Source organism: Romboutsia sp. 1001216sp1 (assembly GCF_039841805.1).
Classification (GTDB): Bacteria; Bacillota; Clostridia; order Peptostreptococcales; family Peptostreptococcaceae; genus Romboutsia_C; species Romboutsia_C hominis.
Map to the genome: position 1 here is coordinate 215,019 of NZ_JBDPHA010000002.1, position 21,098 is coordinate 236,116.

A 21,098-nucleotide genomic window follows, 5' to 3' on the forward strand; every position below is an offset into this window, starting at 1 on the left:
GAAAGAAATTTCAGGAACTGTAATTGAAGAATTATTACAAAGATATAATTTAATATAAGTTAACTATGATTAGTAAAATTATGTTAAATAATAATAAACCGTATCACAAGTAAGTGATACGGTTTTATTATATTGTAAAATTATAAGTAATATAAAACTACCCAAATATCATAATTATTGTTTAACTGTATAGAGTGATTTTTTTAGAAATAATGATAAGTAGATGTCTAATTTAATTTTTAAAATAAAAATGATAAAAGTAGAAGAGAATATAAAATATAGGAAATAATAAAAATATAGCTGTCAGAGGAGTATAATCAGTTTTTAGAAGTACAATAAAAAGGGTATTATGAAATAATGAAAACTAAGATAGCGAGGTAAGTATGAAAAAAACATTATATGAATATGCAGAAGTTATAAAACATCTTCCTATAAAAGATAAATATGAAAAAAATGAATTATTAATAGATGATTTGCTTGTAGAAAAAAATGGAAATATAGAAATATATTATGCTCCACATAATGACTATTTAAATTCAAAAGCTAAGATATTTATTATTGGAATAACACCTGGATTTCAACAAATGAGTACAGCTATCTCCACTGCTCGAAAAGAACTAGAGTTAGAAACTAATATTGAAGAAATTCAATATAAATGTAAGGTGGCCGGTAGATTTAGTGGAAGTTTAAGAAAGAATATAATTAGTATGTTAGATGATATAAAACTTAATAAGGCGTTAAGTATAAATAGTTGCTCTACCTTATTTGAAGACAAAGATTATTTACTACATACTGTATCATTAGTACCTTATCCTGTATTTGTAAAAAAACAGAACTATTCAGGACATACACCTAAATTATCAAAAAGTGCATTTTTAATGAAATATGTATATGATAATTTTATTAAAGAACTCAGTAAAATTGAAAATTTTAAAGAAATATTAATAATACCGTTAGGCAGAGCAGTTGAAGAGGTGCTGTATAAGTTATCAAAGGAAGGAATTATTTGTGAAAAACAGATTCTTAAAGGATTTCCACATCCATCTGGAGCAAATGTAAATAGAGTTATTCAACTAGAAGAAAATAAGGAAAATTTAATAAGGCAAATTAAAGAAAATATAGGTCTATAATTTGATAATGAATCTATAGATACTTAATATACTTCTAAGGTGTAGCTACGGAAAACTAAGTTAAGAAGGAGGAATAATCCTTCTTATTTTGTTTTGAAGAGAAGGTTGATGATAAATTGTGTAAAAATAAAAATTTGTATATAATTTATGGATAATTGTAACTTTAACATCTAACTCAAAATCAAGCGTACGGTAAACAATAGTACCGTGGCTTCAAACCTAATCCTTTTCGCAAAAGTCAAGGCTTTAGCAGTTTATGCTAGAGCCTTTTTAGTAGATAGAAATATTGAAGAACTTGGATGAAACTTGTTCAAAGTTTGTTTAATTCCAATATTTAATGTATATACTACAATTATTGAAATAAATCAAAAAATAGGAAATTAGGTGATTTTAATGATATACATATATAATTGTTATGGAGGAACACACTCATCTGTTCTAGCAATGGCTTATCACCTAGAATTGCTGGATGAAACTCGAGAACCGACTAAAGATGAAATATTGAACTTACCTAACTTTAATAAGTTAGTATACGGAAATCGTGGAGAACTTTTTTATCATGGAAGTGATAAAGATGGAAATGAAGTCTATACTATAGGTAGGGGGCGTTCAAAGGTTTTAATTCCAGGATTATATAATTTAGCTTCTATGCTTCATAAACAAAAGCTATTAAATGAGAAAATTATATTTTCTAATACGTCGCCAACCGTTTCATTACCAATGACATTTGGCGGATTATTTTCTAGGTGGTTAAAAATTGATTTTATAGGAGTACCTTTAATAGTAAAGGGAGCAAAAAAGTCATACAAGGACGTTATAAAACTTGTAAATCATACAAAGAAGGCAGCAAAGGAAGCTAGGTCAGAGGTTATTATTTTAGATAACAAGGAATTTAAGAAAAAATAATTTTTAACATCCTTTACGTGTAGGTATGTACATGAATATTATAAGAAAAAAAGAGGTGGACTCAGAGGTTATATTTTGTTTTCACCTTTTAAAAAACTCTGATACTACTGTTACGGTGAATCGTACCACTAGTAAGGGTACAGGATAAGTTAGATTAAAACATAGGAATTCAAATAGATTTTCTCTCTTTACTATAAAGGTAGTATATTTTATGATAAACTTACAATATATATAAAATAATTGTGGGGAGATAAAAACAATGCAAGATAATATAATAAACAATAAGCTAAACCTATTTATAAAAAATTATGAAAAAACAAAGGAAATAAAAGGGTCATGGCAAATGGGAATGATGCAGTATAGTTGTGTATTATCATCTACCATAAAAAATAAAAATATAAACCCAATAAAAGTGGAAGAAAGTATAGATATAATTAAAACAAATACAGGAATATTTTCAAACTTTAGAGGTAATAGCCTATTTTATCTAGCAAATTTGTTATCAAATAAGACAAATAGAGAAAATGAATTTAAGTCTATATTAAATATATATAATAAATTAAAAGAAAATAAATTTACAAATGATTCATACTTACCATTTGTAGCAATTATAATACATGAAAATCAAGAAAAAATGGATATAAATACATCAATTGAAAAGACTAAATATGTATATGAATACATGAAAAATCATCATCCGTGGATAACATCTAGTGATGATTATTGTAGAGCAGCCATCATAGCTATAAATTCAAAAGACATAGATAATGACTTAGAATATATAGAAAGAAGCTATAATGAACTTAATTCAAAGGGGTTTTATAAATCAAACAATCTTCAATCATTATCTCATATAATGGCATTAGATAAAAATAAGAGTGAAGAAAAATTAGATAAAGTAATAAGAATTAAAGAATTACTTGAAAAACAAAAGTGTAAAATAGATGGATATGGATACCCCTTAATAGGTGTATTATCTTTAATTGATTGTGATGAATATCAATTGGTTAATCAAATAAAAAATGTATCTGATAAGTTAAGTGAAGTAAAATGGTTTGGAAATTGGTCTTTAGGTAAGACTAATAGGAATATGATAAGTGCGTCTATTGTAGCATCAGCATATGCTGAGTATTTAAATGAAGAGAGTAATATAGATTCTATAAGTAGCAATATACTTCTAGAGATAATAATAGCTATTGAAATTGCAACTATGGTGGCTATTATTGCAGCATCTAGTACAGCTTCAGCATCTAACTAAAAAAATTAAATAAACTATATTATAAGTAGTACATAAAAAGAACCTTAGCAATTTATAATATTTGCTAAGGTTCTTTTTTGAAAATAAAGTTATATAAGTGACTAATATGTCATTTTGTTTATACTACTTTAATAATTTAATTGTTGTATAATAATTATAAAATAAAAAATTGTTAAATTTGGAGGGATTATGAAAAATATTCTTATGATAGAGGACGATAGCACTATAGCTTTTGGAGTAAAATATGCTCTAGAACAAGAAGGTTTTAATATAAATATATGTAAAGACTTAGAAAGTGGAAAAAAAGAAATAAAAACTAAGGATTACGAGATTATATTACTAGATGTAATGTTACCTGATGGAAGTGGGTACGATTTTTGCAAGGAACTTAGAGAAACTAATGACACTCCTGTAATATTTTTAACAGCATGCGATGAAGAAGTAAATATAGTCATGGGACTAGATATTGGAGGAGATGATTATATAACAAAACCCTTTAGAGTTAGAGAACTTATCTCTAGAATAAATGCAGTTCTTAGAAGAAGAAAAAATAATAATGAAAGTAAAAAGATAGTAAAATTCAAAGATTTAAGTATACACACACTAGAAGCTAGAGTGTATAAAAAAGAAGAAGAGATTTTCTTAACTTCTGCTGAGTATAAGTTATTATTAATATTAATTCAAAATAATAATATAGTTTTAAGTAGAACTCAAATTTTAGAAAAGTTATGGGATGTTACTTATGATTTTATAAATGATAATACCCTTACAGTGTATATAAAAAGGCTTAGAGAAAAAATAGAAGATGATATAACAAATCCTAGATATATACACACAGTAAGGGGAGTTGGATACAAGTGGAATGGAAGTGAAGAAAATGTTTCTATCTAATGCTGAAATAAAAAACTTCATAAGAAATTACATTTTACTATTTATAATAGCTATAATTTTTTCACTAGGAATAAGCTATAAAAGTGTAAATATTATAAAAGATAAAATAATAGAAAATAATCAAGTTATAGTAGGTTCTATACTTTCAAAACATCCTGATTTGGAAAAGGAAATAATAACTGTAATAACACAAGGTAAGTCAAAGAATAACATAACCTTAGGTAAAGAAGTATTAAATAAATATAACTATAATGAAAATATAAGCCTTAGAAATGAGCCTATTATAAATGAAAGTATAAATGACATTTTTAGTTTAAATACTTTATTTATAGTGCTTGTATTTATATTTACCTTAATTTTAGTTATGTACTATTTTAAGCATATATATAATGATATAAAAGATATGACTGACTATGTATATTATAGCTCAGAGGGTAGAGATTATGAAATGAAGAATAAAAACCAAGAAGGACAAATTGGTCTTTTAAAAACAGAGCTTTTAAAAATGACTAATATACTTAAAGAAAAGGTAGAATTACTAAATAAAGAAAAGATATTTCTAAATGATACTATATCAGATATTTCACACCAATTAAAAACTCCTATGACTTCACTTATAATACTTAATGACTTAATGTATGAAGATTTACCAAAAGAAACTAAAATAGAGTTTTTGGACAAAATAAAAACCCAGCTAAGTAGAATGGAGTGGCTAATAAAAAGTATGCTAAGACTATCAAAGGTAGAAGCTAAGGTAATTGATTTTAAATATGAAAATGTAAATATTAATGAACTAGTAAAAAGAGCTCTAGGGCCAAGTTTAATACCATTAGAACTTAAAAATATAGATGTAAGTATTAAGGGGAATAATAGTATCTTCTACAAGGGGGATATGGAATGGTCTGTTGAGGCTTTAGTCAACATAATTAAAAATTGTGTAGAACATACACCTCAAAATGGAAAGCTAGAAATTAGTTATGAAGATAACTTTATATATTCAGAAATAATTATAAAAGATAGTGGAGAGGGAATAGAGAAAAAAGATTTACCTCATATATTTAAAAGGTTTTACAAAGGAAGAAATAGCTCAAAAGAAGATAGCGTAGGAATAGGACTAGCTATGGCAAAGTCTATAATAGAAAGTCAAAATGGTGATATATCAGTTAAAAGTGAAAAAAACAAAGGATGCGAATTCCATATTATATTCCACAAAAACTATAGTGACTAATTTGTAATATATAATTCACTTTAAAGTAAGTCTAGGAAGATAGACTATAAATATAAAGATTAGACAAGTTTAAGAAAATGGAGGCTAATATGGAAGTGGTAAAAGTAGAAAACATAACCAAAAGTTATGGTAAGGGTGATACAAAGGTAGATGCAGTAAAAAATGTAAATTTATCTATAAACAAAGGTGAATTTGTAGCAATCGTAGGACCAAGTGGAAGTGGTAAAAGTACACTACTTCATTTAATGGGAGGAGTAGATAAGCCTAGTAGTGGAAAAGTATATATAAATGGAGTAGATATATGCTCATTAAATGAAAAAGATTTAGCCATATTTAGAAGAAGAAACATAGGACTTATATATCAGTTCTATAACTTAATACCTGTACTTAGTGTAACGGAAAATATACTACTACCAGCAGAACTTGATAACAGAAAAATAGATAAAGAATACTTAAATGATTTATTAAAAACATTAGGATTAAAAGAAAAAGAAAACAATCTTCCAAATGAGATAAGTGGAGGACAGCAACAAAGAACTTCTATAGGTAGAGCACTTATAAATAGACCATCTATTATACTTGCAGATGAACCTACTGGAAACTTAGACAGTAAAAACTCAAAGGAAGTAATAGAATTATTAAAACTATCAGTAAAAAAATACAATCAAACATTAATAATGATAACTCATGATAATAACATAGCACTACAAGCAGACAGAGTAATAGCTATAGAAGATGGAATTATTAAAGCAGACGAGGTGATATAAATGAATTTATATACAACTCTAACTTTAAGGTATTTAAAAAAAAATAAAAAAAGAACAATAGTAACAATAATAGGAGTAATACTATCAACAGCATTAATATGTGGAATAGGAAGCATATATGAAAGTTATATGGATTATCAGTTTAGGCAGACTATAGAACAAGAAGGATATTTTCATTCAGCTTTTTACAATGTAAAAAAGGAAGATTTAGACACTATAACTAAAAGTGCAGGAATAGCAAAAACTTCAATTAGTGAAGATTTAGGATATTCAAAATTAAATAAAGACAAATTAAACTTGATTAACCTTAAAGCCTATAACAAAAATGGTTTTGAAATGAATCAAGTAAAATTAAAAGAAGGAAAACTACCTACTAATGAAAATGAGATAGTATTAAGTGAAAGGGTCATACCTTTAATAAACAAAAAATTAGGAGATACTATAACTTTAAATGTTGGAAAAAGAATAGATGAAAATGGAAAAGGAATAGAAATTCCAATACTAAAAGAAAATGAAAGATTAGTTGATACAAAAGAAAAAGAATATAAGATTGTTGGAATTATGAAAAAACCATACGCTGAACTAAGTGAAATTTCAAATGGAATAACTTATTTAGAACCAAATAAACCATTTGAAAAAGATACATTAGATGCATATATATTATTTAATAATCCTAAAGAAGCCTATACTATAGCCACAAATATAGCAAAAACACTAGGATTAGAAGTTGATAAATCAACTGATAATGACGAGTCAATGATTTATAATAATGATAATAAAACTCACTATGAAAACCTATACTTTAATGAGTATCTATTAAGACTACAAGGGGCAAGTCTTTACGAAAATATAAATAAAACATTTAATAAAATATTACTTATAGTAACATTATTAGTAATAGTATGCACAGTAGTAACAGTATATAATTCTTTTAGTATATCTGTAAGTGAAAGAAAAAAACAATTTGGAGTGTTAAATTCTATAGGGGCAACTAAAACTCAAGTTATGAAGCTAGTATTTATAGAGGCTATTGTAATAAGTTTAATAGGAATACCTATAGGGTTAATAGTTGGAACTTTTGGAATGGATTTAATCTTTAAATCAATACAAACAGTATTTAATAGCCAATTTATTTCAGATATAAATCTAAGAGTAATATATAATCCTTATATGATAGTAGGAAGTGCATTAATAGTTTTATTGGCTATATTAGTATCGGCAATACTTCCAGCAATCAATTGTGCAAAAACTTCTCCACTTGAATCTATAAGAAATAGTGATGATTTAAAAATAGGAAAAGTAAAAAATTCTAAACTAGTTAAGTTAATATTTAAAACTGAAGGAGTTCTTGCATACAAAAATCTTAGAAGAAATAAAAAGAAATTCAGAATAACCTTATTCTCTTTAGTAACTAGTGTAGTTATATTTATATCATTTAGTGGATTTATTGATTTATTTGAAAAAGCTAATCGGGTAAATATAGGAGAAATAAACTATGATATGAGAGTATGGTATAGCGGAATAAGAGAGAAAAATGATATAGTTAAAGATTTAAATAATATAGATGGAGTAAATAAAATTAGTGCAATTAATCCTTATGGTGCAGAAACATACATTAATGAAAATAACATAAATAAAGAATATAAGGATTTAATAGAAAGACGTTTTTCAAAGGAAAATAAAAATGGTGAAATTGTATATATATTTAACAATAATGGAATTAATTTTGTAGGAGATAAAGCAATAGAAGAATTAGAATTAAAAACTGGTAGTTTTGACAAAGAAAGTGCTATAAAAGAAAATGGAATAATACTTCGAAATAAAAGTGACAATAGCTCTAGCAGAAAACAAAGTGAGATTTCATTAACAAATTATAAAGTAGGAGATACAATAAATATTTGTAAGAGATATATAGACAAAAATGATAAGGAAGTAAGAGTGCCTATTAAGTTAAAAGTACTAGCTACTACTGAAGATTTTCTTCCAGGATATAGATGGTCTACTTATATGGGTATAGATTTTATAACTTATAACGAAGTAGGAGAAAAGCTAGGATATAAAATAAGTGATGGAGATATATACATAGACACAAATAAAACAAAAAAAACTAGAGATGATGTAAAAGATATAGCAAAAAAATATGGTTATGATGTATCAGATGATGTAGAAGATGTATTAGAGATGGAAGAGGCTATCAATGTTATGAAAATATTTGTATATGGATTTACAGTAGTAATATCTCTAATAAGTGCTACTAATATAATAAACACAATGAGTACAAATATAAATTTAAGAAAAAAAGAATTTGCAATAATCAAATCAATAGGTGTAACACCTAGTGGATTTAACAGAATGATATATCTTGAAAGCTTATTATATGGAGTATTAGCCTTATTATACGGAATTCCTATAGGACTTTTAATAGATGTATATATGAACGAAGTTCTTGGAGATGCTATAGAAATAGGTATGGTACTTCCGATAAAGGCAGTTTTAATATCTATTGTAGGTGTATTTGTCATTACCTTTGTATCGGCCTATATTCCTATGAAAAAAATAAACAAAGAAAATACAATTGAAAATATAAGACAAGAAAGTATATAGGGGGATGAGTATGAGTAAATTATTTTCAAAGAGAAAAATATTATGGTCAGTAATAAGCATTTCATCTTTATTAATAATAGGATGCAGTTCTACTAAGTCAGTAGATTTAAATATACTTGCAACGACTGACTTACATGGAATAATACCTAATGAAATGGTTTCTTATATAGAAAAACAAAAGAAGGAAAATCCAGATACTGTAGTAGTAGATGCAGGGGATTTTCTAGATTCTGGATTTGGAACATCTGGAGATATGTTAAAATATTATGACCAAATGAGTAAAAACTATAAAAATAACAATGCAGATTATATAGAAATTCCTTTAGCAAAAGAAATGAAAGAAGCTGGATTTGACACAGTAACTCTTGGAAATCATGAGTTTGTATCAAATAACAAGACTAGTCTAGATAATATGATATCAGACTTTGAAAAGCAAGGAATAAGTGTACTATCAGCAAATACATATAAGAAAAATGGAGAAAGCTACACAAAACCATACGTTATAAAAGAAATTAAAACACCAGAAGGTAATATAAAACTTGGAATATTAGGACTTACTCTAAAAGAAGTAGGAGAATCTAAAGAATGGGATGGAGAAAAGCTAGTAAAAGCTAAATCTTTAGAGTTAAAAGATCAAAAGGGATACAATGGAGAACTTTATATGAATGATTTAGTAGAAGATGCTAATAAATGGGTAAAAGTTATGAAGGAAAAAGACCATGCAGATATTATAATAGCAATAACTCATAGTGGTGAAAGACCTAAAAAACCAAAACACCCAGGAAATAGAATACAAGACTTAGCTCAAAATGTATCTGGAATAGATGTAATAGTTGCTGGGCACAACCATGTTCAAATAAAACAACATGACTATAAAAACAAAGATGGACAAACTGTTATAGTAACAGAACCAGGAAAACACGGTGAGTGTATTTCAAAAATTGATATAAAATTAAAAAAAGATAAAAATGGATGGGATGTAATAAATAAGTCTAGTGATATAGTTCAGTTTAAAAATGTTAAAAAGAACTTAGATATGCTATGTAACAATCATGGAATGTTTTATAGTGAAACTAGTTTTCTACTAGATAAAGGTAAAGAAGGTAAAGTTATAAGTCTTAAGGATGAGATACCTTTTAAATGGGATAAAATGTATATATTTAAACCAGGTACTCCTAGAGATGAAATATACAAAAAGGCAGGATATAAGTTTTTAAATATTGCTGAAAGTGATGATATGTATCAGTTTATAATTATGGATAAAGAAAAAGTGATTTGCTATTCAAATGCTATAGGAAGTGATGTTCCAACTACATTAAAATTTGATAATGCCGATTTTAAGGATAATTGTTTAACTATAATACCTGGAGAAAATGATTATTTTAAAGTTTCAAAAGGTGAAAAAGAAAAGTATATTGACCGTTATAAAGTTATATTAAATTATGAGAAAAAGGAAAATTAAAAAAAGATATAAATTTAAATTTTTAAACAAAAAAGTGCGTTTAGTAAAATTTACTAATTTTACTAAATGCACTTTTTCTTTACTAAATAACACAAAAATCTCTATGGACAAGCCAAATGAATGAAAGTAATTTCTAAAATTTAGAAAAAGTACATCTAATAAATCTTTATTTTATAGAAAATCTGAAAAAAATTTAAAATTTCTTTCAAAATCTTTCAAAAATGTTGCGATTGAATTAATATCTATATACACTTATAGTATAGAATTAAATAAATAAAATGATTTAAGAATTTAATAGCTTGACTACCTAATGAAAAGGAGACGGATGGTATGGAATATTCTGATAATACTGTTTTGAAGAATCTAAAGTCAAGATATGATAAATTTACTAATGTAGAAAGAACTATAGCCAATTTTTTTATAAATAATAGAGAAATACAAAAGCTTTCATCTAAAGCAGTATCAGAAAAGCTATTTGTGTCAGAAGCTTCTTTATCTAGGTTTGCGAAAAAATGTGGATATAAAGGTTTTAGAGAATTCATATTTGAATATGAGAAAAATATTAGTAAATACAATAGAGAAGAAATTTCTAATTTAGTTATTAATACATATCAAGATTTATTAGATAGTTGTCATATGATGATAAATCAAAATCAAATGAAAGAAGTTGCTCACCTATTAACAACATCTAAGAGGGTTTGCGTTTTCGGAATGGGAAGTTCTGGGATTGCAGCTGAAGAAGTTCATCTAAGGTTTATGAGGTTAGGGTTAAATATTGAAGCTGTATATGATTCACATAGAATAAAAATGTTATCTTCACTTGCTAATGAGGAAAGCGTTATTATAGCTATATCGTTAAGTGGTACAACAAAAGAAATTCTTCAAGGAATAGGGATAGCAAAGGCTAATGGAGCTAAAATTATTATGATAACTTCAAATAATTCTTTCCATTTATCGAGTTTTTGCGATGAAGTTATATTAATTCCAACTATAAATGCACTAGAAGCTGGAGATTGCATATCACCTCAATTTCCTATTTTAGTAATGATAGATATACTATATACCTATTTTATAAAAATAGAGAGTTATTATCAAAAAAAGGTAAATACTTTAAATGCATTATTTAAGTATGATGAAGAAAATATTTTAATCTAATTTGGTTTTACTAGGTAGAAAATACCTTGATAAAATAAAAAATTCGCTTTAATTTAGATGAATCTAAGCGAAACATTTTAAGTTATTCATAAGATAGGAAATTTATATTTTCTTATAATTAAAAAAGAGGGGATGATATTATGAAGAAAAAAAAGCTATTAAGCTTGCTTGTAACTTCAATGCTAACGCTAAACCTAGTTGGATGTGCTAGTACAGGCGGAAAAGAAGAAAAATCACAGGGGGAAAATTCAACAAAGCAAGAAGCAGCAGCAAACACTCTTTATGCAAATGGAGGACCTGAAGAATTTTTCGAAGCGCCGTGGTTAAATCCAGGTACTTTCGTTTACAACAAAGTTTTATATGATAGGTTAATATTTGCAGATGAAAAATTAGACCCAATACCAGGGGAAGGTCAATTAGCTAAATCTTATGAAATGTCAGAAGATGGAAAAAACCTTAAGTTTGTATTAAGAGATAATATATTCTGGCATGATGGAGAGCCTATAACAGCAGAAGATATAAAATGGAGTATAGAATACAGTTTAAAGACGACAGTTTTAAACAATGTATTTGGAAATACTTTTAAATCTATAGAAGGAGCAACTGATTACATAGATGGAAAGGCAGATGAAATATCTGGTATTGTAATAGATGGAAATAATATAGAAATAAAATTTGAAAAGCTAGCACCAGATGCTCTACTTACATTTACACAATTTGCACCACTTCCTAAAAAGCATCTTGAAAATGTTGATCCTGTTAAGTTTCAACAATCAGAATTCTTTAGAAATCCAATAGGTTCTGGGCCATTTAAAGTAGATGAAGTAAAAATGGGTAATTACACAACCTTAGCTGGATTTGATAAGTATTGGGATGGTAAACCAGCATTTAATATGCACTTAAATCCAAGTCCTGGAGACAGTGATCCAAACTTAGTAACAAATGCTAAAGCTGGACTTCTTGACTACTCATACACTAAAAATATAGCAGATGTTAAAGCACTTGAAGGTACTAAAGGTATCAATATGGATACTGTAGATGTTAGATATACAAGATTATTCTTTGCAAATAAGTTTAAGAAAAAAGATGGATCAGCTGCACCATTAGCAGATAAGAGAGTTCGTCAAGCTATAATGTATGCTTTAGATATGGATAAAATACTTGATGGTATATTTGAGGGTGCAGCACTACCTGCAAATAGTTTAACTCCAAATGGACCTGATAAAGTTGATGGATTAAATAATTATGAGTATAATCCAGAAAAAGCTAAAGAATTATTAAAAGAAGCTAACTGGGATCCAAACACAGTTTTAGATGTAGTTTATTATTATACAGATCAACAAACAGTTGATTTAATGGCAATAATACAAAACTACTTATCTCAAGTTGGAATAAAAATGGAATTTAGATTAGTTGAAGGTGATTTAGCTTCATTATTATGGGCATTACCAGAAGATCCTGTAAATGGACCTTCAGCAGTTGATTTTGATTTATGTTATGCTGCAACTGCTGCACTTTCAATGCATGAGTACTATGATAGATATCAAACAGGTGCTGAACTAAACTCACATACACCAGGAACACCTGAATTAGATAAATTAATAGAAAATACAAAAACAATAGATCCAGAAGAAAAGAGAAAAGCATTCTTTGAATTACAAAAATATGAAAATGAAGAATTATTCGTAATGCCTTTATATTACCAACCAATATTTGTTATGACAAGCGATAAGATAAAAGGTATGCCTGAAACATTTGGTAACCCACAATTTAATTATAAGTGGGATATTCACAAATGGACATTAGCTGAGTAATAAACAGAGGGGGTGTATAATTTTAATTATACATCCCTTTTATTATAAGGAGGTAGTAAATGCTAAAATACATATTAAAAAAAGTGCTTGGAATGATTCCAATGTTATTAATAATAACATTTATTATTTATTTTTTACTAGATTTAACTCCAGGAGACCCAGTATCTCATTTAATGGATCCAGAATCTTTAGCAAGATTATCACCAGAACAATTAAATGCACTTAGAGAAGCTTATGGTTTAAATGATGGTTTTGTAATTAGATATTTTAAATGGTTAATACAATTACTACAAGGCAATTTTGGATATAGCTCAAGTAGTGGTGTAGCAGTTATAGATATTATAAAAGATACACTACCAGCAACTTTAGAATTATCAGTTGCAGCACTTTTAATTTCTACAGTTTTAGGTAGTATCTTAGGAGTAATAGGCGCTATAAAACGTGGTTCTATAGGAGATAATGTTATGACAGTTGCAGGTATGATAGGAGTATCTATACCACAATTTTTCTTTGGTATGGTAACTATATTAATATTTGCATTAAATTTAGAATGGCTTCCAGTAGGAGGTAGAACAGCACCAGGTCTTGAAAGTTTTATTGATAGAATAGAGTATTTAATATTACCTGCTACAGTACTAGGGTTATCGCTTACAGCAGGAGTTATGCGTTATGCAAGAACTAGTATGTTAAATACTATGAATAAAGAATATATAAAAACAGCTAGAAGTAAAGGAATTCCAGAATGGAGAGTTAACTTAGTTCATGGATTTAGGGTTTCACTAACACCGGTTATAGTTTTAATAGGTTTTAGATTGCCTACACTAATAGCAGGTTCTGTAGTTATAGAGTCAATATTTCAGTGGCCAGGAGTTGGAAATGTATTTAACACTGCAATAAGATCAGCAAATTATAACTTAGTCATGGTTGTAGCACTTATGTTTGTAACTATGGTTTTAATAGCAAGTACATTAGTTGATATACTTACTGCTGTTTTAGACCCTAGAGTAAAACTTGAGAAATAGGGAGGATATTATGATTACTTTATCACCTAAAAAAAGATTAAATAATAAATTTGATAAAATTAAAGAAAGAGAAGAGAATAAAACTTTTAAAAAACAAAAAAGTAGAGTAGTAAGTAAGTTAATTTCAAATAAACTTACGACGATAGGGATTGCAGTATTTTTACTTATATTACTTGCTTGTATATTTGCACCATTATTAACACCGCATGACCCGTTAGCTGTTGATATGTCAAATATACTTAAGCCACCATCTAGTGAACATATACTAGGAACAGATAAAATAGGTAGAGATATATTTTCAAGAATATTATATGGTGGAAGATTATCAATTTTAATAGGATTTGGTAGTGCATTGGGTTGTGCAGTAATAGGTGTATTACTAGGATGCTATAGTGGATATAAGGGTGGACTAATAGATAAAATATTAGTTAGGATATCTGAAATATTTATGTCATTCCCACAATTAATATTAGTGTTAATGTTAGTTTCAATAATAGGCCAAAGTGCTTTTAATATAATAATAATATTTATTATTTGTGGTTGGGGAAGCGTATTTAGAATGGCAAGATCACAAATATTATCTATCAGAGAAGAAGAGTATGTACAATCATTAAAAGTATTTGGACTTAATGATTTTGTTATATGCTATAAGCATATGCTACCAAATATCATAGGGCCAATATCAGTAAATATAACTTTAAGTACTGCAATGTTTATACTAGAAGAAGCAGCACTTAGTTTCTTAGGACTTGGTGTACCTCTTGAAATACCAACATGGGGTAACATATTAAATGCATCACAAGATTTATTTACACTTCAAAATAATTGGTGGATGTGGTTACCTGTCGGAATAGTTATATCACTATTTGTTATGAGTATAAACTTTGTAGGAGATGGCTTAAGAGATTCTACAGATCCAACAAGTGTTGAATAGGGGGAAAGATCATGGAAAATATTATCACAGTCAAAAATCTTAAAACATATTTTTATGCAAATAATAGATGCAATAAAGCCTTAAATGGTGTATCAATGGAAATAAAAAGAGGTAAAACACTTTGTATAGTTGGAGAAAGTGGATGTGGTAAAAGTGTTACAGCATCATCAATAATGCAACTTCTTCCTAAGTTTTCAAGAATAGAAGAGGGAGAAATAATTTATCATAGTGAAGATGGAAAAGATATTGAAATACATAAGTTAGAAAAAAATTCAAAAGAAATGAGAAGACTTAGAGGAAAAGATATAGCAATGATTTTTCAGGATCCAATGACAGCACTAAATCCTGTTTATACAATTGGGTGGCAAATAGTTGAGATGATTAGAAGTCATGAAAATATATCTAAAAAAGAGGCAAAAGAAAGAGCTTTAAAGCTACTTAAAGATATGGGAATACCTCTTGCAGAAAAAAGAATAGACCAATATCCACATGAATTTTCAGGTGGTATGAGACAAAGGGCAATGATAGCTATGGCTATGAGTTGTAATCCAAAAGTACTAATAGCAGATGAACCAACAACAGCTCTTGATGTTACAATACAAGCACAAATATTTGAATTAATGGAGAAATTAAAAAGAGAATATAATACAGCTATAATGCTAATTACCCATGATATGGGAGTTGTATGTGAATTAGCAGATGATGTGGCTGTTATGTATATGGGAAATATAATTGAAAGTGGTAGCGCAAAGGAAGTTTTAGAAAATCCAAGTCATCCATACACTAAAGCATTACTTAAATCTATTCCAGTACTAGGAAAAGGTGCTGACCAAGATATTAATCCTATAAAGGGAGCTACACCAGATCCATTTGATAGACCACCAGGATGTCAGTTTGCTCCTAGATGTGATTATTATTCTAAAGAATGTGATGAAAAAATGCCAGAAGAGGAATTTGTAAATGGAAGTACTCATATGGTTAGATGTATAAAATGCAAGGAGGTGGCTTTAAATGTCTAAAGAAGTATTACTTACATTAAAAGGTGTTAAAAATTATTTCCCTGTAAAGAATGGAACATTTTCTAAAGCAAAAACTTATGTAAAAGCAGTAAATGATATAAATTTAGAAATATATAAAGGAGAAACATTAGGATTAGTTGGAGAATCTGGATGCGGGAAAACTACTTTAGGAAAAACAATTCTTCAGTTATACAAAGCCACAGATGGAGAAATAATATATAATTTTGAAGATGGACCAAGAGATTTAATTAAGCTTAATAAAAATGAAATGGATTTAGCTCGTAAGAAAATACAAATAGTATTTCAAGATCCACATTCTTCATTAAATCCTTCATTTACAATATATCAATCTTTATCAGACCCACTTAAAAAGTTTGGGATTAAATCAAAAGAAGAAAGAAGAAAAATAATAGGTGATTTACTTGAAGCCGTAAATATGAGAAGAGAATATATGGATAGATATCCACATGAATTCTCTGGGGGGCAACGTCAAAGAATAGGTATAGCAAGAGCTTTATCAATAAATCCTGAATTAGTAATATGTGATGAAGCTGTATCAGCACTAGATGTATCAATTCAAGCACAAGTATTAAATTTACTTAAAGACCTTAAAGAAAAACACAATTTAACATACATATTTATAACACATGACTTAAGTGTTGTAGAATACATAAGTGATAGAATAGCAGTAATGTATTTAGGAAAAATAGTAGAACTTGCAGATGCAAAATCTTTATATAAAAATACACTACATCCATACACAAAGGCATTATTGTCAGCAATACCAGTAGCAGATATCAATCATAAAAAAGATAGGATAGTCCTTGAAGGGGATGTTCCAAGTCCTATGAATCCACCAAGCGGATGTTTCTTCCATCCAAGATGTAAACATTGTATGGATGTTTGTAAATTAGAAGAGCCAGAAATGAAATCTTATATTATTGATGGAAAAGAACATTTTGTAGCTTGTCATGTAGCATCAATGGAAATGGAAGAAGGTGTGCTAAATGAATAAAGAAGAAATATTTAAAAGTATAAAAGGAAGTGTAGTTATATCTTGCCAAGCACTTCCTAATGAACCACTATATGTAGAAGAAAAATCTATAATGTATTTAATGGCAAGAGCAGCAAAAATGGCTGGAAGTCCAGCTATAAGAACAAATAGTGTAAGAGATGTCATAGCAATAAAAAAAGAAACAGGACTTCCTGTAATAGGGCTTATAAAAATAGAATATGAAGGTAGTGAAGTATACATAACACCTACTATGAAAGAAGTAGATGAATTAGTAGATGCTAAAAGTGATGTAATTGCATTAGATTGTACATTTAGTAAGAGATTAAATGATGAATCTATAAATGATTTTATAAAAAGTATAAAAGAAAAGTATCCTGATGTAATACTAATGGCTGATATATCAACATATGAAGAAGGAATTAATGCATATAAATGTGGAGTAGATATGGTTGGAACTACTATGAATGGATATACTCCTCAAAGTATAAAAGAAAATATAAACAACTTAGAATTAGTAAAAAAATTAACTAAAGAAATAGACATACCAGTAATAGCAGAAGGAAAGATACACTATCCATATCAAGCAAAAGAAATGTTAGACGCTGGTGCTTATGCTGTTGTCGTAGGTGGGGCTATAACTAGACCTTTAGAAATTGCACAAAGATTTATAAATGCAGCTAAAGGAGAAATTTAAAATGAACTATTTAGCACTTGATATAGGAGGAACAGCTTTAAAAATAGCAATTGTAAATGAAAATGGGAAAATCTTAATTAGTGATAAGTATCCAGTTAATTTTGATAATTATAAAACACCAATAATAGATACAGTTTTAAAAGAAACTGATAAATTTTTAGCTGATAATAAGATAGAAAGCTTTAAAGGAGTAGCAGTATCTGCTACAGGTCAAATAGATGTAAATAAAGGTGAAGTAATAGGAACAGGTGGAAATATAAAAAACTACGAAGGTTCAAAATTTAAAGAAAAAATAGAAGAAAAGTATAAAGTAAAAGCCACTGTAATAAATGATGCAAATGCAGCAGCACTAGGAGAATTATTCTTAGGAAATGGTAAAAATTCTAAAAATATAGTTATGATTACTATTGGAACTGGTGTTGGAGGTGGAATAGTAGTAAATGGTGAAATTTTAAATGGAAGGTTAGGAATAGGTGGAGAACTAGGTCACTTCTCTATAAATAATAAAGGAAAAAAATGCACTTGTGGAAACACTGGTTGCTATGAACAGTATGCATCTATGAGTGCTTTAATAAAGAGAGTAAAAGAAGAATTAGATATTAATGATATAAATGGAAAAGAAATATTTGAACAAATAAATCATAATGAAAAAATGAAAGAAATAGTAGATAGATGGATAGAAGATGTAGCTTGTGGAGTTGTATCTTTGGTGCATATTTTTAATCCTGATATAGTTTTAATTGGCGGGGCAGTAAGTGAGCAAAAAGAACTATTTATAGATAAGCTAAGAAAATTAGTTAAAGAAAGAGCTATGAAAAATTTTGCAAAAGATTTAAAAGTAGAACCTGCTAAATTAAAAAATGATGCAGGTATAATTGGTGCACTTTACTACTTATTAAAAGGGGAGAATAAAGATGAATTACAATATGGAGAGATTTAAAAATATTACAGTAGCACTTAATACACCATTTAAAGAAAATGGAGATGTTGATTTAGAAAAAACTAGAGAATTAGTTAATTATTTATATAACAAAGGAATAAAAAATCTATATGTATGTGGAAGTACTGGAGAAGGTTTCTTACTTGACAATGAAGAAAGAAAGGCAGTAGTTGAAGCAGTTTGTGAAGAAGTAAAAGATAAAATGACTATAATTGTTCATGTAGGGTGTGCTAGTACAAAACATTCATGTGAACTTGCAGCTCATGCTGAAAAATGTGGAGCTCATGCAACATCAGCAGTTCCATGTGTATATTATAGATTAGGTGAGGAAAGTGTATATACCCATTGGAATGAGATAACTAAAGCAAGCAACTTACCATTTTTTATATACAACATACCACAACTAACAGGATTTAACTTATCAGATGGATTACTTAAAAAAATGTGTGAAAATGAAAGAGTAATGGGTGTTAAATGTTCTTCAGAGCCAGCTCATGATATAGCAAGATTCAAAGCTATTGGAGGAGAAGATTTCTTAGTATTTAATGGTCCTGATGAACAATATCTAGCAGGAAGAATGATGGGTGCAGATGCTGGAATTGGTGGTACTTATGCAGGTATGCCAGAATTATATTTAAAGCTTGAAGATTTAATAAGAAAAAATGAATTTGAAAAAGCTAAAAAACTTCAAGCAACAATGGTTCAATATGTGTATAGAATGTGTAGTTTTGGTTCATTATATGGTTGTGTAAAAGCCCTAATTAAGCTAGATGGACTGGATATCGGAGTACCTAGACTTCCATTTTTACCTGTAAGCTGTGAAGATGAAAAGTTAGTAAACTTATACAATGATATTAAAAGAACTATAGAAGAAACTAAAAATTGGTAGGTGATATTTTGAATATTTTATGCTTCGGTGACTCTAATACACATGGATATAATCCTGAAAATGGGAAAAGGTATGAAAGAAATGAACGTTGGACAGGAATTTTACAAAACCTTCTTGGAGATAGTGATTATGTTATAGAAGAAGGGTTAAGTGGAAGAACTACTGTATTTGACGACCCATTATATGAAGGATTAAGTGGACTTGACTTTATAATTCCTACCCTTATGACTCATGAGCCTATTGATTTACTTATTATTATGCTTGGTACTAATGATACTAAGGATAGATTTGGAGCAAGTGCTGAAGTTATATCATTAGGGCTTGATAGACTTATAAAAAAGGCTAAGTTTTGCGAGGTAGCTTTTAGAAATAGTAAGCCTAATATATTAGTAGTAGCTCCTCTTCCAATTAGAGAAGAGATAAAAAATGCTGAGTGCTATTATACTATGGGAAAAAGCTGTTCTGAAAAGTCTTATAAAATAATGCCTCTTTATGAGAAGGTGGCTAAGGAAAATGGATGTCATTTCTTTGATCCATCACCTTTTGCAATTTGTAGTGATTATGATTATATGCATCTTTCAAATAAAGCTCATGAAATATTAGGTAAGAAGCTTTATGAAATTATTAGTGAGATAAAAAATAAATAGATTGTAAGAAGTAACTGAGGTGTCTTTCATCTTAACTATTGAAATTTAAAAATACTCATATTAAAAGGATATGAGTATTTTTTATATTTTAAAAAATTTATATAAAAACAATATAATAATTCATACTAAAATATTAAGGCTGAAAAGCACTAATATTATTTATAAGATTAACTATTTCTTGAGGAGATTCATTTAAATCATTTTCTATCCATGATTGAACAACTGCAAAAACTCCTCCTACATTGTATTTTATAAAGTAATCTAAAAATACATCATCAACTTTTGAACTACTAATGAGCTTATCTATTTCAGCCTTATTTGCTATATAAATAATACGATCCATAATATTAGTTTCTATATGTTTACAGAATAATATTTTGCACAACTTTTTATTTTCCTTAATCAATTCAAGAGCTTTAAGTAATAAAATATCTTTATAATCTTCAACTGGAGTCTCTTCAATATATTCTAGTATTTGATTAAATAATTCATCTTCCATTGATTTAAGTAGGTCATAAGCATCTTTATAATGAGTATAAAAAGTTCCTCTATTAATATTTGCAGTTTTACATATATCAGTAACAGTAACTTGATGAATTTTTTTATCTTGAAGTAGATCAAGTAAACTTTCCTTAATTACTTTTTTTGTATATAAAATTCTTCTATTTCCTTTAACTCCTGCCATGTAATCCATCCTTTTTATTTATTAAAACAATTTTAAAT

The 21,098-nt window shown here is 27.9% G+C and carries 19 protein-coding genes; 18 read left to right on the top strand and 1 reads right to left on the bottom strand.

The window, feature by feature from the left end; all coding sequences use genetic code 11:
- The first annotated feature begins 383 nt into the window (after positions 1–383).
- From ABHC41_RS04190 to ABHC41_RS04275, 18 genes are all read left to right on the top strand, one after another.
- Entirely contained in the window at positions 384–1,130 is a 747-nt protein-coding gene (locus ABHC41_RS04190; RefSeq protein WP_271893538.1) for a hypothetical protein, read from the top strand.
- A 393-nt stretch (positions 1,131–1,523) separates the two neighbouring features.
- Positions 1,524–2,036 carry a DUF3189 family protein gene (locus tag ABHC41_RS04195; RefSeq protein ID WP_271893540.1) on the top strand — a complete coding sequence of 171 codons (513 nt, stop codon included), beginning with the start codon at positions 1,524–1,526 and terminating at the stop codon, positions 2,034–2,036.
- Positions 2,037–2,295: 259 nt separating this feature from the next.
- Complete coding sequence (locus ABHC41_RS04200; protein WP_271893541.1) at positions 2,296–3,294, top strand: DUF4003 family protein; 999 nt, start codon at positions 2,296–2,298, stop codon at positions 3,292–3,294.
- Positions 3,295–3,483: 189 nt separating this feature from the next.
- Positions 3,484–4,185, top strand: a complete 702-nt coding sequence (locus ABHC41_RS04205; protein WP_271893543.1) for a response regulator transcription factor — start codon at positions 3,484–3,486, stop codon at positions 4,183–4,185.
- Positions 4,172–5,413, top strand: coding sequence for a HAMP domain-containing sensor histidine kinase (locus ABHC41_RS04210; protein ID WP_092925513.1), 1,242 nt, complete (start codon positions 4,172–4,174; stop codon positions 5,411–5,413). The genes ABHC41_RS04205 and ABHC41_RS04210 overlap by 14 nt, the downstream gene beginning before the upstream one ends.
- A gap of 89 nt (positions 5,414–5,502) precedes the next feature.
- Positions 5,503–6,180, top strand: a complete 678-nt coding sequence (locus ABHC41_RS04215; RefSeq protein ID WP_195238132.1) for an ABC transporter ATP-binding protein — start codon at positions 5,503–5,505, stop codon at positions 6,178–6,180.
- Positions 6,181–8,784 carry an ABC transporter permease gene (locus ABHC41_RS04220; protein WP_271893545.1) on the top strand — a complete coding sequence of 868 codons (2,604 nt, stop codon included), beginning with the start codon at positions 6,181–6,183 and terminating at the stop codon, positions 8,782–8,784.
- 10 nt (positions 8,785–8,794) lie between these two features.
- Positions 8,795–10,246 (top strand): metallophosphoesterase, encoded by a 1,452-nt coding sequence (locus ABHC41_RS04225; protein WP_242977235.1) that lies wholly within the window; start codon positions 8,795–8,797, stop codon positions 10,244–10,246.
- Between the two features lie 330 nt (positions 10,247–10,576).
- Entirely contained in the window at positions 10,577–11,401 is an 825-nt protein-coding gene (locus ABHC41_RS04230) for a MurR/RpiR family transcriptional regulator (RefSeq protein ID WP_092925519.1), read from the top strand.
- A gap of 140 nt (positions 11,402–11,541) precedes the next feature.
- A complete protein-coding gene (locus ABHC41_RS04235) occupies positions 11,542–13,215 on the top strand; it encodes an ABC transporter substrate-binding protein (RefSeq protein ID WP_092925521.1) in 1,674 nt (557 codons plus the stop codon).
- Between the two features lie 59 nt (positions 13,216–13,274).
- Positions 13,275–14,237 (top strand): ABC transporter permease, encoded by a 963-nt coding sequence (locus tag ABHC41_RS04240; protein WP_166505530.1) that lies wholly within the window; start codon positions 13,275–13,277, stop codon positions 14,235–14,237.
- Positions 14,238–14,247: 10 nt separating this feature from the next.
- Entirely contained in the window at positions 14,248–15,171 is a 924-nt protein-coding gene (locus ABHC41_RS04245; protein WP_092925525.1) for an ABC transporter permease, read from the top strand.
- Positions 15,172–15,182: 11 nt separating this feature from the next.
- Entirely contained in the window at positions 15,183–16,190 is a 1,008-nt protein-coding gene (locus tag ABHC41_RS04250; protein WP_092925527.1) for an ABC transporter ATP-binding protein, read from the top strand.
- On the top strand, positions 16,183–17,205 hold the full coding sequence (locus ABHC41_RS04255) for an ABC transporter ATP-binding protein (protein ID WP_092925529.1): 1,023 nt from the start codon (positions 16,183–16,185) through the stop codon (positions 17,203–17,205). Before ABHC41_RS04250 ends, ABHC41_RS04255 begins: the two co-directional genes overlap by 8 nt.
- On the top strand, positions 17,198–17,899 hold the full coding sequence (locus tag ABHC41_RS04260) for an N-acetylmannosamine-6-phosphate 2-epimerase (protein WP_092925531.1): 702 nt from the start codon (positions 17,198–17,200) through the stop codon (positions 17,897–17,899). The genes ABHC41_RS04255 and ABHC41_RS04260 overlap by 8 nt, the downstream gene beginning before the upstream one ends.
- A 1-nt stretch (position 17,900) precedes the next feature.
- On the top strand, positions 17,901–18,839 hold the full coding sequence (locus tag ABHC41_RS04265; RefSeq protein WP_092925533.1) for an ROK family protein: 939 nt from the start codon (positions 17,901–17,903) through the stop codon (positions 18,837–18,839).
- Positions 18,814–19,728: a dihydrodipicolinate synthase family protein gene (locus ABHC41_RS04270; protein WP_166505529.1), complete on the top strand. Its 915-nt coding sequence runs from the start codon at positions 18,814–18,816 to the stop codon at positions 19,726–19,728. Before ABHC41_RS04265 ends, ABHC41_RS04270 begins: the two co-directional genes overlap by 26 nt.
- An 8-nt stretch (positions 19,729–19,736) precedes the next feature.
- The gene (locus ABHC41_RS04275) at positions 19,737–20,375 is read left to right on the top strand and encodes an SGNH/GDSL hydrolase family protein (RefSeq protein ID WP_330678051.1); all 639 of its coding nucleotides are present in this window, start codon (positions 19,737–19,739) and stop codon (positions 20,373–20,375) included.
- A 133-nt stretch (positions 20,376–20,508) separates the two neighbouring features.
- Here ABHC41_RS04275 and ABHC41_RS04280 read toward each other — a convergent pair whose 3' ends face one another.
- On the bottom strand, positions 20,509–21,060 hold the full coding sequence (locus tag ABHC41_RS04280; protein WP_092925537.1) for a TetR/AcrR family transcriptional regulator: 552 nt from the start codon (positions 21,058–21,060) through the stop codon (positions 20,509–20,511).
- Between the last annotated feature and the right edge of the window lie 38 nt (positions 21,061–21,098).

Bases quoted from the DNA above. Each gene is read 5' to 3' on its own strand.
- ABHC41_RS04240 (WP_166505530.1), top strand. From the start codon at position 13,275: ATGCTAAAATACATATTAAAAAAAGTGCTTGGAATGATTCCAATGTTA.
- ABHC41_RS04215 (WP_195238132.1), top strand. From the start codon at position 5,503: ATGGAAGTGGTAAAAGTAGAAAACATAACCAAAAGTTATGGTAAGGGT.
- ABHC41_RS04220 (WP_271893545.1), top strand. From the start codon at position 6,181: ATGAATTTATATACAACTCTAACTTTAAGGTATTTAAAAAAAAATAAA.
- ABHC41_RS04280 (WP_092925537.1), bottom strand. From the start codon at position 21,060: ATGGCAGGAGTTAAAGGAAATAGAAGAATTTTATATACAAAAAAAGTA.
- ABHC41_RS04250 (WP_092925527.1), top strand. From the start codon at position 15,183: ATGGAAAATATTATCACAGTCAAAAATCTTAAAACATATTTTTATGCA.
- ABHC41_RS04270 (WP_166505529.1), top strand. From the start codon at position 18,814: ATGAATTACAATATGGAGAGATTTAAAAATATTACAGTAGCACTTAAT.
- ABHC41_RS04230 (WP_092925519.1), top strand. From the start codon at position 10,577: ATGGAATATTCTGATAATACTGTTTTGAAGAATCTAAAGTCAAGATAT.
- ABHC41_RS04225 (WP_242977235.1), top strand. From the start codon at position 8,795: ATGAGTAAATTATTTTCAAAGAGAAAAATATTATGGTCAGTAATAAGC.
- ABHC41_RS04190 (WP_271893538.1), top strand. From the start codon at position 384: ATGAAAAAAACATTATATGAATATGCAGAAGTTATAAAACATCTTCCT.
- ABHC41_RS04195 (WP_271893540.1), top strand. From the start codon at position 1,524: ATGATATACATATATAATTGTTATGGAGGAACACACTCATCTGTTCTA.
- ABHC41_RS04205 (WP_271893543.1), top strand. From the start codon at position 3,484: ATGAAAAATATTCTTATGATAGAGGACGATAGCACTATAGCTTTTGGA.
- ABHC41_RS04200 (WP_271893541.1), top strand. From the start codon at position 2,296: ATGCAAGATAATATAATAAACAATAAGCTAAACCTATTTATAAAAAAT.
- ABHC41_RS04260 (WP_092925531.1), top strand. From the start codon at position 17,198: ATGAATAAAGAAGAAATATTTAAAAGTATAAAAGGAAGTGTAGTTATA.
- ABHC41_RS04245 (WP_092925525.1), top strand. From the start codon at position 14,248: ATGATTACTTTATCACCTAAAAAAAGATTAAATAATAAATTTGATAAA.
- ABHC41_RS04235 (WP_092925521.1), top strand. From the start codon at position 11,542: ATGAAGAAAAAAAAGCTATTAAGCTTGCTTGTAACTTCAATGCTAACG.
- ABHC41_RS04265 (WP_092925533.1), top strand. From the start codon at position 17,901: ATGAACTATTTAGCACTTGATATAGGAGGAACAGCTTTAAAAATAGCA.
- ABHC41_RS04210 (WP_092925513.1), top strand. From the start codon at position 4,172: ATGTTTCTATCTAATGCTGAAATAAAAAACTTCATAAGAAATTACATT.
- ABHC41_RS04255 (WP_092925529.1), top strand. From the start codon at position 16,183: ATGTCTAAAGAAGTATTACTTACATTAAAAGGTGTTAAAAATTATTTC.